Genomic DNA, 14,146 nt, shown 5'->3' on the forward strand with positions numbered 1-14,146 from the left:
CATGACGCCCATGCAACTCAAAGGCCCCGAAGAGGAGCGCGCCGGGCTCCGCTCGCCCGGTCTGGACGACCGGATCACCGGCGCCCTCGTCGGCGCCGCCGTCGGTGACGCCCTCGGCGGACCCGTCGAGGGGTACTCCCCCGAGCAGATCACCGAACGGCACGGCGGCCGGGTGCGCGGCATCGTCGGCCCCTGGCACGGCGACGCCTGGCGCACCGCCCGCCCCTTGGCGCCTTACCACAAGGGCGACGGCCACGTCACCGACGACACCCTGATGACCCACGCGCTGATCCGGGTCTACGACCGGGTCCGGGACCACCTCGACGCCTACGCGCTGGCCGAGCACCTGGTGCCGGACCTGATGACCGAGCCCCGCTGGATCCCCGAACTGGAGGCGGAGGCACTGCCGCTGCACCGGCTGTTCCTCGCCGAGAAGTGGCTGGTGGCCCGGCTCGCCTACGGGCACGCGGACCCCCGGGAGGCGGGCGTCGGCAACATCGTCAACTGCGGTGCGGCGATGTACATGGCCCCCGTCGGCCTGGTCAACGCGGCCGATCCGCGGGCCGCGTACGCGGAGGCGCTGGACGTCGCCGGTGCCCACCAGTCGTCGTACGGCAGGGAGGCGGCCGGTGTCTTCGCCGCGGCCGTCGCCGCCGCCACCGCGCCGGACGCGACCCCGGACTCGGTGGTGGCCGCCTGCCTGGCGACGGCCAAGGACGGCACCCGGACGGCGATCGAGAAGGTCTGCGAAGTGGCCTGCGGATACGACGAGTTCGAACCGGCGCTCGGACCGCTGCGCGCGGCCGTCGCCCCGTACGACACGGTCGGCCCGGACTACCGCGCCCCCTCCCTCGCCGCCCGCCGCCCCTCCCGGCTGCACTCCATCGAGGAACTGCCCGTGGCGCTCGGCATGTTGGTGGTCTGCGGCGGCGACTACCGGCAGGCGGTGCTCGGTTCGGTCAACTACGGCCGCGACTGCGACTCGATCGCCACGATGGCCGGTGCGCTCGCGGGCGCCCTCGGTTCCCCGGTGCCCGAGGAGTGGGCGCGGACCGTGGCGCGGGCGAGCCGCCTGGACCTGTGGCGGCCGGCCCGCACCCTCGCCCGGGTCGCCCGCGAGATCTTCGCCCGCGACGTCGAGCGGCGCCGCGCCCACGAACGGGCCTTCGCCGCCCTGGGAGGTACGCCGTGCTCCGACTGACCTGGGTCCAGCCCGAGGACCTGCTCGGCCACGAACTGCGCCAGGCCCGCCTGGACGGCCGGGAGCCGTCGCGGATCGAGGAGCGCTGGCGGGCGGCGGGCGGTCCGGACGCCCCGGAGCGCGCGGGCGCCTCCGCGCACCGCGTCTCCCGCTATCTGCGGCTGCTGGCCGAGGACCTGCTGGACGAACTGGCCGATCTGCCCAGCCGGCTGGCCGACGACGAGCCGACCGAGCTGGCCGCGATCCGCGCGGCGTGCCCCGACTGGCCCGCCCCGCGGCCCGCCCCGTCGCCGGGACCGCTCGCGCTGGAGGCGTCCTGGCTGGGCCGGGCCATCGGCTGCCTGCTGGGCAAACCGGTGGAGAAGCTGCCCCTGGACGGTATCCGCGCCCTGGCCAGGGCGGCCGGGAACTGGCCGCTCGGCGGCTACTTCACCGCCCGGGGCGTCCCCGGGGAGCTGCTCGCCGCCCACCCCTGGAACCGCCGCTCGGCCGCCACCTCCCTCGCCGAGAACATCGACGGCATGCCCGCGGACGACGACCTCGACTACCCCCTGCTCAACCTGCTGCTGCTCCAGCGCCACGGCAGGAACTTCACCACCGAGGACGTGGCCCGGCTGTGGCTCGAAGAGCTGCCGCCCGGCCGGACGTTCACCGCGGAACGCCTCGCCTACCGCAACCTGCTCACCGGCGTCGAACCACCGCACACCGCCCGGCACCGCAACCCGTTCCGGGAGTGGATCGGCGCCCTGATCCGCGCCGACGTGCACGGCTGGACCAACCCCGGCGACCCGGCCGGCGCCGCCGAACAGGCCTACCGGGACGCGGTGTTGACGCACACCACCAACGGCGTCTACGCGGCCATGTTCACCGCCGCCACCCTCGCCACGGCCGCCACCGGCGAACACGACGTGCACGCCTGTCTGCGGGCGGGCCGGACGGTGGTCCCGCCCCGCTCCCGGCTGGCCGAGGCCATCGGGCACGCGCTGCGCCTCGCCGCCGCGCACGAGGACTTCGACGACGTGGTGGACGAGCTCCACGCCCGCTACGCCCCCACCCACCACTGGGTGCACGCCATCCCCAACACCGCCCTGCTGGTCGCCGCCCTCGCCCACGCCGACGGCGACTTCACCGGCTCCGTGCGCCGCGCGGTGGCGGGCGGTCTGGACACCGACTCGGTCGGCGCGACGGCGGGCAGTGTCGCCGGGCTCCTCGCGGGCTCCCCCACCGCGCTCCCCGAGCACTGGCGGGTGCCGCTGAAGAACCGGCTCGCCACCGGCGTCGCCGACTTCGACGGCAGCGGCTTCGACGCCCTGGCCCACCTCACGCACCTGGAGGCGATCCGCCCATGACCCACATCGCCGTCCTCGGCAGCACCACCATGGACCTCGTCACCCGTGCCGCCAGGGCCCCGCGGCCCGGGGAGACCGTGACCGGCCGGGAGTTCCGCACGATCCCCGGCGGCAAGGGCGCGGGACAGGCGATCGCCGCCGCGCGGGCCGGGGCCACTGTGTCGATGATCGGCGCGGTCGGCACCGACGCGTTCGGGGCGCGGCTGCGGGAGACCCTCGAACACTCCGGTGTGGACACGGACTTCCTGCGCACGGTCGAGGGCCCGTCCGGCACCGCGCACATCGTGGTGGACGACGAGGGCGGCAACTCGATCGTCGTCGTCCCGGGCGCCAACGGCACCGTCGACCACCTCTCGCCCGGCGACGAGGGGGTGATCGCCTCCGCCGACGCGCTGCTGCTCCAGCTGGAGATCCCCCTGGCGGCGGTGGTCGCGGGTGCCGAGGCCGCCCGCCGGCACGGGGTCCGGACCATCCTGACGCCGTCGCCCGCCCGGCCGCTGCCGCCCGAACTCCTCGCCTCGACCGACTTGTTGGTGCCCAACGAGGAGGAGGCGATCACCCTCACCGGACACCCCGACCCGCGGACGGCCGCCGCCGCGCTGCTGGAGGCGGTGCCGTGCGCGGTGGTCACGCTGGGCGCGACCGGCTGTCTGTACGTGACCCGCGACGCGGAGCCGCTGGTGGTGCCCGCGCCGCGGGTCGAGGCCGTGGACCCCACCGGCGCGGGCGACACCTTCGCCGGGGCCCTCGCGGTGGCCCTCGCCGAGGAGAAGCCCGTGCGCGAGGCCCTGTCCTGGGCCGCCGCCGCGGCCTCGCTCACGGTCGAGCGGGCGGGGGCGTCCGCCTCGATGCCGTACCGCCCGGAGATCGACGCGCGGTTCACCTCATGAGCGGGGAGCCGACGCCCCCCGGGAACCCGGCCATCCCCGGGGACCCGGCGCCACTCGGGGTCCCGGCGCTGGGCGGGCTGCGGGTGCTGGACCTGGCGACGCTCTTCGCCGGCCCCATGGCCGCGTCGCTGCTCGGCGACTTCGGCGCAGAGGTGATCAAGGTCGAGCATCCGCTGCGGCCGGACCCGTCCCGGGGCCACGGACCGGCCAAGGACGGGGTGGGCCTGTGGTGGAAGGTGCTCGGCCGCAACAAGCGCGCCATCACCCTCGACCTGTCCCGGCCGGGCGGCCGGGCGACGCTGCTGCGGCTCGCCGCCACCGCCGACGTGGTGATCGAGAACTTCCGCCCCGGCACCCTGGAGAGGTGGGGCCTGGGCTGGGACGCGCTGTCCGCGGCCAACCCCCGACTGGTGCTCGCCCGAGTCACCGCGTTCGGCCAGTTCGGGCCGTACGCGCACCGCCCCGGCTTCGGCACCCTCGCCGAGGCGATGAGCGGCTTCGCCGCGCTCACCGGGGAGCCGGAGGCGCCCCCGGTGCTGCCGCCCTTCGGACTCGCCGACTCGATCGCGGGCCTGACCACCGCGTACGGCGTGCTGACCGCGCTGGCCGCGCGCGAGCGCACCGGCGCCGGGCAGGTCGTGGACATGGCGATCATCGAGCCGATCCTGTCCGTGCTCGGCCCGCACCCCACCTGGTACGACCAGCTCGGCTACGTCCAGGAACGCACCGGCAACCGGTCCGCGAACAACGCCCCGCGCAACACGTACCGCACCGCCGACGGCACCTGGGTCGCCGTCTCCACCTCCGCGCAGTCGGTCGCGGAACGGGTGCTGCGGCTGGTGGGGCGCCCGGAGCTGACCGAGCAGCCGTGGTTCGCCACCGGCGCGGGCCGGGCCGCGCACGCCGACGTGCTGGACGAGGCCGTCGGCACCTGGATCGCCGCCCGCACCCGCGCGGAGGTCCTGGCCGCGTTCGAGGCGGCACAGGCGGCGGTGGCTCCGGTGCAGGACGTCCGGGACGTGCTGGCGGACCCCCAGTACCGGGCCCTGGACACGGTGACCACCGTGCCGGACCCGGAGCTGGGCCCGCTGCGGTTGCAGAACGTGCTGTTCCGGCTGTCCGAGACCCCCGGCGCGATTCGCTGGGCCGGCCGCCCGCACGGCGCGGACACCGACGCGGTCCTCACCGAGCTGGGCCTCACCCCGGACGAGATCGCCGCGCTGCGCGAGGAGGGCGCGCTGTGACCCCGCTGACCTGGCTCTACGTTCCCGGCGACCGGCCCCGGGTGATCGCCAAGGCGCTGTCGGCGGGCGCCGACGTGGTGGTGATCGACCTGGAGGACGCGGTGGCCCCCGACCGCAAGGAGTACGCGCGGGACGCCACGGCCGACCTCCTCGCGGAGCCGCCGCCGGTGCCGGTGCACGTCCGCGTCAACGCCCTGGGCACCCCGTGGGCGAGCGCCGACCTCGCGGCGCTCGCCGGGCTGCGGGGCCTGTCCGCGCTCCGGCTGCCGAAGGTGACGGCCCCGGCGGAGGTACGCCAGGTCGCCGCGCGCACCCCGCTCCCCCTCCACGCGCTGCTGGAGTCGGCCCTCGCCATCGAGCGCGCGTACGCCATCGCCCGCGCGCACCCGGCCCTGCGGGGCATCTCCCTGGGCGAGACGGACCTCCGGGCCGACCTGGGGGTGCGGGCGGACGCGGGGCTGGACTGGCCGCGCTCCCGCGTGATCGTCGCGGCCCGCGCCGCGGGGCTGCCGCCACCGCCGCAGACGGTCCACCCCGACATCCGCGACCTGGAGGGGCTGGCCGCCTCCTGCGCCCACGGCCGCGCCCTGGGCTTCCTCGGCCGCGCCGCGATCCACCCGCGCCAGCTCCCGGTGATCGAGCGCGCCTATCTGCCCAGCCCGACGGAGGTCGAGCACGCCGAGACCGTCCTCAAGGCCGCCACCGCCCAGGAGGGCGCCCAAGCGCTGCCCGACGGCCGCTTCGTCGACGCGGCCGTGGTGGCCGAGGCCCGCCGCACGCTGTCCCTCGCCCGCAGAGGGAGCTGAGGCGGGCCCACACGGATCGAGGGCCCACACGGATCGAGGGCGCCCGGAAGAGTCCGGGCGCCCTCGATGCCGTACCGCGTGCGTCAGCTCTGCTTCGTCGCCGACTCGGGTGCCCCGGCGGCCGTGCCCGGCTCGTCCGCCGGCTCGGCGGACTTCCCCGGAACGGCCTTCCCGGGAACGGCCTTCTCGGAGTCGGACTTCTCGGAGGCCGCGTCCGTCTCCTTGTCCGTGTCCCTGCCGTCCGCCGATGCCGTGACCGCGAGGGGCTCCACGATCTCCTCGCGGCCGGGACGGCGCTTCGCGGAGACGATCATGTAGGTGACCGCCAGCAGGAAGACGATCAGGGCGGTCCAGTCGTTGAGGCGCAGGCCGAGGATGTGGTGGGCGTCGTCCACCCGCATGTACTCGATCCAGCCCCGGCCCACGCAGTACGCGGCGACGTACAGCGCGAACGCCCGGCCATGGCCCAGCTTGAAGCGGCGGTCCGCCCAGATCACCAGGAACGCGACGCCGATGCACCACAGGGACTCGTAGAGGAACGTCGGGTGGTAGTAGCCCGGCACCCGGCCACCCTCGGAGGAGGTGATGTGCAGCGCCCAGGGGACATGGGTCTCCCGGCCGTACAGCTCCTGGTTGAACCAGTTGCCCCAGCGGCCCATGGCCTGCGCGAGGGCGATGCCGGGCGCGACGGCGTCGGCGTACGCGGGCATCGGGATGCCCCGGCGCCGCGCCCCGATCCAGGCGCCCAGCGCGCCCAGCGCGATCGCGCCCCAGATGCCCAGGCCGCCCTGCCACACCTTGAAGGCGTCCACCCAGTCACGGCCGGGGCTGAAGTACAGCTCGTAGTCCGTGATCACGTGGTACAGCCGGCCACCGACCAGACCGAACGGTACGGCCCACACCGCGATGTCGGCGACCGTGCCGGACTGCCCGCCGCGGGCGACCCAGCGCCTGTTGCCGAGCCAGACGGCGATGAAGACGCCGATGATGATGCAGAAGGCGTAGCCGCGCAGCGGGATGGGGCCGAGGTACAGCACCCCGCGCGACGGGCTGGGAATGTAGGCAAGTTCCATGGCAGGTCCGACGCTACCGTGCCAGGCCCCCGGGACACCAAGCCGCCTGGCCACGGCTGCGTAACGGGGGTGTGAGAATCGCTTACCCGCGGTCGCCCGCCTCCACCATCTGCTTGAGCTTGGCCGGTGTCATCGACTGGTCCTGGTAGATGTTCTTGCCGCCCAGCAGCACCGTGGGCGTGCCGGTGAAGCCGCCGCTCTGGAAGGCCTTCTGGGAGCGGTTCACCCAGCTGTCGTGCGTACCGCCGTCCACGCATGTGCGGTAGGCGGGCGTGTCCAGGCCGCTCACCTTGCCGGCCAGGGTGATCAGCTTGGCGTTGCTCGCGAAGGCGTCGTCGGTCTCCTTGGGCTGGTTCGCGTACAGCGTGTCGTGGTAGTCGCGGAACTTCCCGGCGTCCTGGGCGCAGGCGGCGGCGTTGGCCGCGCGCAGGGAGCCGGTGCCGCCGAGGTTGCCGTCGATCAGCCGGACCAGGTGGTACTCGATCCTGAGCTTGCCCGCGTCGGCCAGTTCGTGGAGCGTGGGCCGGTACGCCGCCTCGAAGGCCTGGCAGGCGGGGCAGCGGAAGTCCTCCCAGATCGTGAGCGTGGATCTGGCGCCGTCCTTGCCGACCGGGATCGCGAGGCCGTCCTTGCCCTGGGCGCCGGAGGGCGCCACGACCGGCCCCGCGCTGCTGCTGCTCTTGTTCTTGCCCGAGTTCGCGGCGACCACGCCGATCACCGCCGCGAGGCCCAGGACACAGACGACGGCAGCGCCCACGATCAGCGTGCGCCGCCGCTTCTCCGCGGCCTTCTGCTTCTCGCGCTCGACCGCCAGCCGCTCCCGGGCGGTGCGCTTTCCGTCACGGTTCTTCTCGCTCACACCCCCAGAACGAACCGGGGAGGCGCAGCGCGCCTCCCCGGCCCGAGGTCCACCCGTTCGAGTGACCGGAATGGATCGATACGGGATGTCCCGTGCGGTTACGCCTGGCCGCGCACGCCCTTCGCCAGGTCGCCGGCGAGCTCCCGGACCGCCTCGATGCCCGAGGCGTGGTCGGGGGCGTCCAGCATGCGCTTGACGAAGGCCGAGCCCACGATCACGCCGTCCGCGAAGGCGCCGACCTCGGCGGCCTGCCGCGCGTTGGAGACGCCGAGGCCCACGCACACGGCCAGCTCGGTACCGGTGGCGCGGGTGCGCTCCACCAGCTCCTGGGCCTGCGTGCCGACGGACTCGCGGGTGCCGGTGACGCCCATCAGCGAGGCCGCGTAGACGAACCCGCTGCCCGCCGCGGTGATCTCGGCGAGCCGCGCGTCCTTGCTGCTCGGCGCCACCACGAAGACCGTGGCCAGGCCGTGCTTGTCGGCGTGCTCGCGCCACAGCGCGGACTCCTGCACCGGCAGGTCGGGCAGGATGCAGCCCGCGCCGCCCGCCTCGGCCAGCTCGGCGGTGAACCGCTCGACGCCGTAGCGGTCGATGGGGTTCCAGTACGTCATCACCAGCACGGGCTTGCCGGTGGCCGCGTGGGCCTCCCGGACGGTGCGCATCACGTCCGCGATCCTGACGCCGCCGCGCAGGGCGATGTCGTCGGCGGTCTGGATGACCGGGCCGTCCAGCACCGGGTCGCTGTGCGGCAGGCCCACCTCGACGACGTCGGCGCCGCCGTCGAAGACGGCCTTGATCGCCTCGATGCCGCCGTCCACGGTGGGGAACCCGGCCGGCAGGTACGCGATCAGCGCGGCCCGGCCCTCGGCCTTGGCACCGGCGAGGGTGTCGGTCAACAGCTGGATGTTCCCGCTCACTTGGCGTCCCCCTCGATCTCGGCGGTGTCGGCGGCGTCCGCGGCCACCTCGGCGTCGGTGTCGTACAGCCCGAAGTAACGGGCCGCGGTGTCCATGTCCTTGTCGCCGCGGCCGGAGAGGTTGACGACGATCAGGCCATCGGGGCCCAGTTCTCTGCCGACGTCGAGGGCGCCGGCGAGGGCGTGGGCGCTCTCGATGGCCGGGATGATGCCCTCGGTGCGCGACAGCAGGCGCAGCGCCCGCATGGCCGCGTCGTCGGTGATCGCGCGGTACTCGCCGCGCCCGGAGTCCTTGAGGTAGGAGTGCTCGGGCCCGATGCCGGGGTAGTCCAGGCCGGCCGAGATCGAGTACGGCTCGGTGATCTGGCCCTCCTCGTCCTGGAGGACGTAGGAGCGGGAGCCGTGCAGGATGCCGGGCTCGCCCGCGGTCAGGGTCGCCGCGTGCTCGCCGGTCTCGATGCCGTGGCCCGCCGGTTCGCAGCCGATCAGGCGGACGTCCGCGTCGGGGATGAAGGCGTGGAAGAGGCCGATGGCGTTGGAGCCGCCGCCGACGCAGGCGACGGCCGCGTCGGGAAGGCGTCCCGCGCGCTCCAGGAGCTGGCGGCGGGCCTCGACGCCGATCACCCGGTGGAAGTCGCGGACCATGGCCGGGAAGGGGTGCGGCCCGGCGACCGTGCCGAACAGGTAGTGGGTGCTGTCGACGTTGGCGACCCAGTCGCGGAACGCCTCGTTGATGGCGTCCTTGAGGGTGCGGCTGCCGGACTTCACGGCGACCACCTCGGCGCCGAGCATCCGCATCCGGGCCACGTTCAGGGCCTGCCGGCGGGTGTCGATCTCGCCCATGTAGATGGTGCAGTCGAGGCCGAACAGGGCGCAGGCGGTGGCGGTGGCGACGCCGTGCTGGCCGGCGCCGGTCTCGGCGATGACGCGGGTCTTGCCCATGCGCTTGGTGAGCAGCGCCTGGCCGAGCACGTTGTTGATCTTGTGCGAGCCGGTGTGGTTCAGGTCCTCGCGCTTGAGGAACACCCGGGCTCCGCCGGCGTGTTCGGCGAACCGGGGCACCTCGGTCAGTGCGCTGGGCCGGCCGGTGTAGTTGACGAGCAGGTCGTCGAGCTCGCGCGCGAACTCGGGGTCGGCCTTCGCCTTGTCGTACTCGACGGCGACCTCGTCCACGGCGGCGACGAGGGCCTCCGGGATGAACTTGCCGCCGAACGCGCCGAAGTAGCCCTCGGCGCTGGGCACCTGACCCTCCGGGTCGGGGAAGAAGTAGTTGCTGGGCATGCCAGTACCTCACGGTGAGTGTGTGCGGAAAAGACACTGTTCGCCGTGGGGGCGGAGCCGATGGGGTGACCTCAGGCCGTGTACGGCCGGTCGCGCTCGCGCGGCGAAGCCGCGGGAGCCGATCCTGCCCCGCGCCCCCGTGGGGCGCGCTGCCATCGGCGTCCGTTCACCTGCCCCGGCTCGTCACCGATGACGTACCGCACCCTGCGGCCGTGGACACGCCGGGCAGGGGCTCGGCAGCCCCTGGGGCGGCAGCCGCGCGCCAGGCGGGCGTACCGGTCCACGGTCGTCACGGTGGAGGTAGTCATCGGGGTCAGCCTAGCGGGCGATCAGTCCCGGCCGTGCCGGAGCGCGGGGTGTTCGCCCGCGGCGACCAGGTCGGAGACGGCGGTCTTCGGGTCCCGGCCGGTGACCAGGGACTCGCCGACCAGGACCGCGTCGGCGCCGGCGTTGGCGTAGGCGATCAGGTCGTGCGGGCCGCGCACGCCGGACTCGGCGACCTTGACCAGGTGGTCCGGGATCTCCGGGGCGACCCGCTCGAAGGTGCCGCGGTCCACCTGGAGGGTCTTGAGGTTGCGCGCGTTGACGCCGATGACCTTGGCGCCCGCGGCCACGGCCCGCTCGACCTCGTCCTCGTCGTGCACCTCGACCAGCGGGGTGAGGCCGATGGACGCGGCGCGCTCGATCAGCGACTCCAGGGCCGGCTGCTCCAGGGCGGCCACGATCAGCAGCGCGAGGTCGGCACCGTAGGCCCGGGCCTCCCAGAGCTGGTACGACGTGACGATGAAGTCCTTGCGCAGCACCGGGATGTCCACGCGGACGCGGACGGCCTCCAGGTCGGCGAGGGAGCCGCCGAAGCGGCGCTGTTCGGTGAGGACGGAGATGACGGACGCGCCGCCCGCCTCGTAGTCCGCGGCGAGCCCGGCCGGGTCGGCGATCGCGGCCAGCGCGCCCTTGGAGGGGCTGGAGCGCTTGACCTCGCAGATGACCTTGACGCCGTCGCCCTTGAGCGCGGCCACCCCGTCCTTGGCGGCGGGGGCCTTGGCCGCGCGCTCCTTGAGCTCGTCGAGGCTGACGCGTGCCTGCCGCTCCGCGAGGTCGGCACGGACGCCGTCGATGATCTCGTCGAGCACACTCACGCGAGCGGCCCCCTTTCAGCGGGTCGGAATTCCTTCAGGTTGTGAAAACCGTCGGTCACTCGATGGTATCCGGAGCAGGGCGGAGCCCTCGCATCCGGTGGACGCCGGTTTCACGTCGTGGACACCCGAGCCGCTGGTCAGGGGTGCAGCCAGGCCCCGAACGGCAGGTTGCGAACGACGCTGAACACCAGCAGCAGCGCGGCGATCGACCACACCTGGACCGGCCGCAGGGCGATTCGGGGCGCGGGCCGGCCGCGCCAGGAGCGGGCGGCCCAGACCAGCCACAGCACCGCGAAGACGGCGTAGCCGGCGACGGCGGGCGCGTTGTCGTGCAGCGCGGACACCAGGTCCCCGTGCACGAACGCGTGCGCGCTGCGCAGCCCGCCGCAGCCGGGGCAGTACAGGCCGGTGAACCGGTAGAGCGGGCAGACCGGGTAGTGGCCGGGGTGGCCGGGGTCGACGGCCCCGACGTAGGCGAACGCGCCCGCCACCGCGGCGAACACCCCGGCGGGAGCGCCCAGACGCCGCCACAGGGGCACGTCCCCCTTCGCGAGGGGTCCGGCGAAGGCGCCGGGTACGCGGGCGGCGGCCGGGGCAGGCGGGGCCGCGCTCGGCGGCGGTGCGGGTGCGGCGGGATCGGCGGCGGTCACGGGAGCATTCTCGCCGAGGAGACGCCGGCGCGCGCGGGAAAGGCGCCGGACGCCCGGCCCCGGTACGCCGCGAGGGGTGGCCGGCGTCCGTCATGGACGCGGGCCACCCCTCGGGAAGCGGTGTTCGGCGGATCAGCTCTCCGCCGCGGCCGGCTCGCGCGCGACGAGGGGGGCGGCGCCGACCATCTTGAGGGGCTTCTGGTTCTGGCCGAGGCCCATGGCACGCATGATCCCGCCCACGACGGCGCCGAGGAGGATCAGCGCCATGCCGGCCCAGAAGCCGACGACCGAGCCCATCACCATGAGGGCACCCGCGACCAGGAAACCGATGAAGGAAATGATGACGCCGGTCCAGGCGGCCGGGGTGTGACCGTGGCCGTGGCTGCTGCCCGCCATGTCTGTGCTCCTCGTTGCTGTGTACGTGTCCCAGGGGAGCGTACGTTCGTACGGCTCCGAGCCCGCCCGTCACACTGTCCGAGCCGGACGCTCGTCGTCCATTGTCCCGTACGCCGGCGGGCGCCGGACGCGGGGGTGGAGTCTGGTTCGCCACACCCCGCGAAGGGTCAGGCGCCGGTGGGGTCCTCGCCCCGGTCCAGGGCCTTCCAGATCTCCTCGGGGCGCTCGGGGTCGACCGGGCGCGCGCTCCGGCGCGGGCGGTCGGTGCCGCGTTCGTAGCGGCCGGACATGGCGGGCCAGCGGCCGCCGAAGCGCAGCGCGAGCAGCCCGGCGAGCAGGATCAGCAGTCCGCCGACGGCCGCCGCGTACGGCCAGCCGGTGTGGCTCAGCGACGCGACCGTGGCGGAGGTGTCGCCGCTGGCCTGGGCCGCCTTCTCGTCCAGCGCGGTGCTGTCGGAGGCGGACACCAGGGCGGCGAGGACGATGCCGGCCCCGGACAGCGCGAGCAGCGCGGCGACGGCGACGCGACCCGCCCGGCGCACGGCGAAGACGGCGACGAGCGCGGCGAGGCCCACTATGGCGAGGGCCGCGGGCACGCCCGTGACGTCGCTGCCCTTGGCGGTCAGCGGGAAGGTGCCGCCGGCCACCGTCGCGGTGCCCTCCGCCCAGCGCTGCCGGCTGGCGAGCAGCGCCACGGCCGCGCCGAGCGCGCCGAACAGCAGGGCCACGGCGAGGCTGCGGCGCCCGGACCGGGCGGGCGCGGCGGCTTCGGAACGGGGGTCAGGAGCAGCAGTCACGTACTCCACTATCGCCTGAACCCCGGCGGAACCGTCACCCGGGGTTGTGTGACGGGCGTCCCTGGGCGCCGAGCCGGTTGGCCGTGTGCACCGCCCTGAGCACCGCGGCGGCCTTGTTGCGGCACTCCTGGTCCTCCGCGACCGGGTCGGAGTCGGCGACGACGCCGGCTCCGGCCTGGACGTACGCCGTGCCGTCGCGCAGCAGGGCGGTGCGGATGGCGATGGCCGTGTCGGAGTCGCCCGCGAAGTCCAGGTAGCCGACGCAGCCGCCGTACAGGCCGCGCCGGGACGGCTCCAGTTCGTCGATGATCTGCATCGCCCGGGGCTTGGGGGCGCCGGAGAGCGTGCCGGCCGGGAAGCAGGCGGTGAGCACGTCGAAGGCGGTGCGGCCGCCGGCGACCCGGCCGGTCACGGTCGAGACGATGTGCATCACGTGCGAGTAGCGCTCGATCGACATGAAGTCGACCACCTCGACGGAGCCGGGCTCGCAGACCCGCCCGAGGTCGTTGCGCCCGAGGTCGACCAGCATCAGGTGCTCGGCGCGCTCCTTGGGGTCGGCGAGCAGTTCCTCGGCGAGCCCCTGGTCCTCCTGCGGCGTGGCACCGCGCGGCCGGGTGCCCGCGATGGGGTGCACCATCGCCCGCCCGTCCTCGACCTTGACCAGGGCCTCCGGGGAGGAGCCGACGACGTCGAAGCCGTCGAACCGGAACAGGTACATGTACGGCGAGGGGTTGGTGGCCCGCAGCACCCGGTAGACGTCGAGGGCGCTCGCCGTGCACGGGGTCTCGAAGCGCTGGGAGGGCACGACCTGGAACGCCTCGCCCGCGCGGATGCGCTCCTTGACGTCCTCCACGGCCCGCCGGAAGTCGGGGCCGCCCCACAGCGCGGTGTACTCGGGCAGTTCGGAGGGCGGCAGCACGGCCGGGGGCTGGGCCACCGCGCGGGTGAGGTCGGCCTCCATGGCGTCGAGCCGGGCCACCGCGTCGTGGTACGCCTCGTCCACGCCGGTGTCCAGGTCGTTGTGGTTGATCGCGTTGGCGATCAGCAGGACCGAGCCCTCCCAGTGGTCCATGACGGCGAGGTCGCTGGTCAGGAGCATGGTCAGCTCGGGCAGCCGCAGGTCGTCGCGCTCGCCGGGGCCGATCTTCTCCAGGCGGCGGACGATGTCGTAGCCGAGGTAGCCGACCATGCCCCCGGTGAAGGGCGGCAGGCCCTCCTCGCGCGGCGTGTGCAGGGTCTGGAGGGTGGCGCGCAGGGCCTTGAGCGGATCGCCGGCCACCGGGACGCCGACGGGCGGGGTGCCCAGCCAGTGGGCCTCGCCGTCCCGGGCGGTGAGGGTGGCCGCGCTGCGGACGCCGACGAAGGAGTAGCGGGACCAGGAGCGGCCGTTCTCGGCGGACTCCAGCAGGAAGGTGCCGGGGCGCTCCTTGGCCAGCTTGCGGTAGAGGGCGACGGGGGTGTCGCCGTCGGCGAGGAGCTTGCGGGTGACCGGGACGACGCGGCGGTCGGCGGCGAGTTTGCGGAAGGTCTCCAGGTCCATGGCGG

Annotated in this window: 15 protein-coding genes; 5 read left to right on the top strand and 10 right to left on the bottom strand. The window is 74.4% G+C overall.

Annotation, left to right across the window (positions count from 1 at the left end; all coding sequences use genetic code 11):
• Window position 1 precedes the first annotated feature (1 nt).
• The 5 genes from BLW85_RS12030 to BLW85_RS12050 are packed head-to-tail and all read left to right on the top strand — an operon-like array spanning window position 2 to window position 5,490.
• Entirely contained in the window at window positions 2–1,201 is a 1,200-nt protein-coding gene (locus tag BLW85_RS12030) for an ADP-ribosylglycohydrolase family protein (protein ID WP_074992042.1), read from the top strand.
• A complete protein-coding gene (locus BLW85_RS12035) occupies window positions 1,189–2,550 on the top strand; it encodes an ADP-ribosylglycohydrolase family protein (protein ID WP_074992043.1) in 1,362 nt (453 codons plus the stop codon). Before BLW85_RS12030 ends, BLW85_RS12035 begins: the two co-directional genes overlap by 13 nt.
• Window positions 2,547–3,440, top strand: a complete 894-nt coding sequence (gene rbsK / locus BLW85_RS12040; RefSeq protein WP_074992044.1) for a ribokinase — start codon at window positions 2,547–2,549, stop codon at window positions 3,438–3,440. The genes BLW85_RS12035 and rbsK overlap by 4 nt, the downstream gene beginning before the upstream one ends.
• Entirely contained in the window at window positions 3,437–4,684 is a 1,248-nt protein-coding gene (locus BLW85_RS12045) for a CaiB/BaiF CoA transferase family protein (RefSeq protein WP_244174852.1), read from the top strand. The genes rbsK and BLW85_RS12045 overlap by 4 nt, the downstream gene beginning before the upstream one ends.
• Complete coding sequence (locus BLW85_RS12050) at window positions 4,681–5,490, top strand: HpcH/HpaI aldolase/citrate lyase family protein (RefSeq protein WP_074992045.1); 810 nt, start codon at window positions 4,681–4,683, stop codon at window positions 5,488–5,490. The genes BLW85_RS12045 and BLW85_RS12050 overlap by 4 nt, the downstream gene beginning before the upstream one ends.
• An 83-nt stretch (window positions 5,491–5,573) precedes the next feature.
• Here the strand turns inward: BLW85_RS12050 and lgt are convergent, their stop codons facing one another.
• From lgt to BLW85_RS12100, 10 genes are all read right to left on the bottom strand, one after another.
• Entirely contained in the window at window positions 5,574–6,563 is a 990-nt protein-coding gene (gene lgt / locus BLW85_RS12055; RefSeq protein WP_074992046.1) for a prolipoprotein diacylglyceryl transferase, read from the bottom strand.
• Window positions 6,564–6,645: 82 nt separating this feature from the next.
• Entirely contained in the window at window positions 6,646–7,422 is a 777-nt protein-coding gene (locus BLW85_RS12060) for a DsbA family protein (RefSeq protein WP_074992047.1), read from the bottom strand.
• Between the two features lie 98 nt (window positions 7,423–7,520).
• Complete coding sequence (gene trpA, locus BLW85_RS12065) at window positions 7,521–8,339, bottom strand: tryptophan synthase subunit alpha (RefSeq protein WP_070028543.1); 819 nt, start codon at window positions 8,337–8,339, stop codon at window positions 7,521–7,523.
• A complete protein-coding gene (trpB, locus tag BLW85_RS12070; RefSeq protein ID WP_074992048.1) occupies window positions 8,336–9,619 on the bottom strand; it encodes a tryptophan synthase subunit beta in 1,284 nt (427 codons plus the stop codon). The genes trpA and trpB overlap by 4 nt, the downstream gene beginning before the upstream one ends.
• Before the next feature lie 71 nt (window positions 9,620–9,690).
• Complete coding sequence (gene trpM / locus BLW85_RS40885; protein ID WP_071828677.1) at window positions 9,691–9,927, bottom strand: tryptophan biosynthesis modulator TrpM; 237 nt, start codon at window positions 9,925–9,927, stop codon at window positions 9,691–9,693.
• 21 nt (window positions 9,928–9,948) lie between these two features.
• Window positions 9,949–10,758, bottom strand: a complete 810-nt coding sequence (gene trpC / locus BLW85_RS12080; RefSeq protein WP_074992049.1) for an indole-3-glycerol phosphate synthase TrpC — start codon at window positions 10,756–10,758, stop codon at window positions 9,949–9,951.
• Between the two features lie 137 nt (window positions 10,759–10,895).
• Window positions 10,896–11,297 (bottom strand): DUF2752 domain-containing protein, encoded by a 402-nt coding sequence (locus BLW85_RS12085; protein WP_074996045.1) that lies wholly within the window; start codon window positions 11,295–11,297, stop codon window positions 10,896–10,898.
• Window positions 11,298–11,540: 243 nt separating this feature from the next.
• Window positions 11,541–11,804 carry an HGxxPAAW family protein gene (locus BLW85_RS12090; RefSeq protein ID WP_070028546.1) on the bottom strand — a complete coding sequence of 88 codons (264 nt, stop codon included), beginning with the start codon at window positions 11,802–11,804 and terminating at the stop codon, window positions 11,541–11,543.
• A gap of 167 nt (window positions 11,805–11,971) precedes the next feature.
• Window positions 11,972–12,610 (bottom strand): TIGR02234 family membrane protein, encoded by a 639-nt coding sequence (locus BLW85_RS12095; RefSeq protein WP_074992050.1) that lies wholly within the window; start codon window positions 12,608–12,610, stop codon window positions 11,972–11,974.
• A gap of 25 nt (window positions 12,611–12,635) precedes the next feature.
• Entirely contained in the window at window positions 12,636–14,141 is a 1,506-nt protein-coding gene (locus BLW85_RS12100) for an anthranilate synthase component I (protein ID WP_070028548.1), read from the bottom strand.
• Between the last annotated feature and the right edge of the window lie 5 nt (window positions 14,142–14,146).

It is taken from the genome of Streptomyces misionensis (assembly GCF_900104815.1).
GTDB lineage: Bacteria > Actinomycetota > Actinomycetes > Streptomycetales > Streptomycetaceae > Streptomyces > Streptomyces misionensis.

Excerpts from the sequence above, each read along its gene's own strand:
- BLW85_RS12030 (WP_074992042.1), top strand. The coding sequence starts at position 2 with ATGACGCCCATGCAACTCAAAGGCCCCGAAGAGGAGCGCGCCGGGCTC.
- rbsK (WP_074992044.1), top strand. The coding sequence starts at position 2,547 with ATGACCCACATCGCCGTCCTCGGCAGCACCACCATGGACCTCGTCACC.
- BLW85_RS12045 (WP_244174852.1), top strand. The coding sequence starts at position 3,437 with ATGAGCGGGGAGCCGACGCCCCCCGGGAACCCGGCCATCCCCGGGGAC.
- lgt (WP_074992046.1), bottom strand. The coding sequence starts at position 6,563 with ATGGAACTTGCCTACATTCCCAGCCCGTCGCGCGGGGTGCTGTACCTC.
- trpB (WP_074992048.1), bottom strand. The coding sequence starts at position 9,619 with ATGCCCAGCAACTACTTCTTCCCCGACCCGGAGGGTCAGGTGCCCAGC.
- trpM (WP_071828677.1), bottom strand. The coding sequence starts at position 9,927 with ATGACTACCTCCACCGTGACGACCGTGGACCGGTACGCCCGCCTGGCG.
- BLW85_RS12090 (WP_070028546.1), bottom strand. The coding sequence starts at position 11,804 with ATGGCGGGCAGCAGCCACGGCCACGGTCACACCCCGGCCGCCTGGACC.
- BLW85_RS12100 (WP_070028548.1), bottom strand. The coding sequence starts at position 14,141 with ATGGACCTGGAGACCTTCCGCAAACTCGCCGCCGACCGCCGCGTCGTC.